Annotated in this window: 1 protein-coding gene and 1 pseudogene; both read right to left on the bottom strand. The window is 75.4% G+C overall.

Annotated elements, in window-relative coordinates; all coding sequences use genetic code 11:
• Positions 1-583: pseudogene (locus H5J33_RS33560) on the bottom strand (peptidase M28); the annotation flags it as partial.
• 239 nt (positions 584-822) lie between these two features.
• Positions 823-1,868: XRE family transcriptional regulator (locus tag H5J33_RS33555; protein WP_181798459.1), on the bottom strand; the 1,046-nt coding region annotated here is incomplete at its 5' end.

Here is a 1,868-nt window from a genome sequence, read left to right as displayed (position 1 = left end):
CGACCTTTCCGGTGCGCGCGTCGACGAAGACGTGCAGCCGGCTGGGGGCGTTCGCCTTGGTGCGCCCGGTCAGCACGGTCTCCCAGGCGAGGGTGGCGCGGTCGCCCTCGGCGCGCACGACCAGCCGCCGGGAGTCCACCTTCTCGGTCTTCGCGAGCCTGGTCCGGCTGGTGTGGACCGCCTGTGCGGCGGTGACGCGGGCCTTGGTGGACAGCGAGATCCTGGCCTTGGTGGCGGACTGGACCGAGCGGACCTTGCCGTCGCCGTCGGCGAGGACGACCACGTCGCCGCCCACCACGGGCAGGCCCCGGTAGGTGCGCTCGTAGGCGACGGAGTACAGGCCCTTGACCCAGGGGGTGACCTGCCGCCGGTCGTACTGCTCCTCGGGGCCCTTGGCCAGCGCGTCGAGGCCGCTGCGTGCCGCTCGGTCGGCGGCCGCGACGGCTCTGGCGACGGGGGTCGGCTCCGGTTTGCCCACTGGGGGAGCGGTGTGCGGCGCGGCCGAGGCGAAGGCGGCCGGCATCACCACCCCTCCCAGCGTCAGGGCCAGGGATGTCCCGGCCACCGCCAGCTTTCTCAGCATCGTTGTCGCTCCTTGTGAGAGTTCGTGGGGCTCACCCGGCGCCGAATGGACGTGCTCATGCCAATCCAAGGGCCGGTGTTCCGCGGTGTGTCGGTGTCTCCGCCCGCTCCGCGCCGAGGTGGCACGCCACGCCGCCGGGCTGGCCGAACCCTCACATCACCCCGTGCCAGGGTCAACGGCTCGCGGCCCGCCGTCCCGTCCTGGCAAAAACCGGCAAAACCCGGGGCGGCGGGAGCCGTTCAGATCCCCGCGGCCGGCAGCCGCTCGCGGTACTCCCTGACCTCCGGCAGGTCACCCCAGCGGGCGAGCAGCCTGCCGTGCAGTCCGCGCAACTCGGCGTTGGTCACCAACTCGCGCGAGGACACCGCCTCGTCGAGCACCGGGGCCGCCACGGCGACCGCCGCGCCGGGATCCCCCGCGCACGCCCAGCTGTCGGCCAGGCGCAGGGTGAGCAGCAGCCGGGTCTCCCGCATCAGCGGCGGCAGCTGGGCACGCGACCGCGCGGTGGCGTGGACGGCGCGTCGTGCCGTCACCTTGTCGCCGGTCGCGGCGGCGAGGTCGCGCAGCGCCCCGCCGATCGCCGACTCCACCCTCATCTCGCCCTCGGCGCCGGACAGCCAGGGCGCCTCCAGCAGGTCCCGGTGGCCGAGACGGGCGAACGACCGCCGTGCCAGGGCGATGTGCCGCCGGCACTCGGCGGCGTCGTGGCCGAGCGCGTGCCCGCGTGCCCGGTACAGGTGGGAGAGCGTGGCCACCCACCGTCGCCCGGGGTCCACCGCGCCGATGGCCTCGGCGTAGGCGAGCGCCGACCCGGCGTCCTGGTCGAGCCGGACCAGGGTGCACACGTCACTGAGCAGGGTCGCCCGGGCGGGGGCGTCGTGCACCGCGTCCGCCCAGCCCAGGCCGTGGCCGAACCAGGCCATGCCGATGCTGCTCTGCCCGCGCTGCATCCGCAGCCGCCCGGCGACCTGGGCGTACTGCGCGGCCAGCCGGAGCTGCCCGTACGGCAGCCGGCCGGTGGAGTTCACCGCGCCGGCCCAGCGCACCAGCGCCCGTAACAGTCGCTCCACCGTGCTCACGCCGTCGGACGCGCCCCGGTGCAGCGCGCCGCGGATCAGACAGGCCAGGACCGCGGTGAGCGCGTGCAGCGCGTCCGGCTCGCTGCCCGCGAGGCCGTCGAGTCCGTTCCCCGGCGCGGTCAGCAGGTCCAGCAGGTACGGGGTCCCCGCCCGGTCGGGCACCGCACAGCCCACCGTGCCGTGCAGCGGACAGGCGAGCCCCTCGG

It is taken from the genome of Streptomyces sp. WELS2 (genome assembly GCF_013870595.1).
Classification (GTDB): domain Bacteria; phylum Actinomycetota; class Actinomycetes; order Streptomycetales; family Streptomycetaceae; genus Streptomyces.
This window is presented reverse-complemented; position numbering and strand designations above follow the sequence as displayed.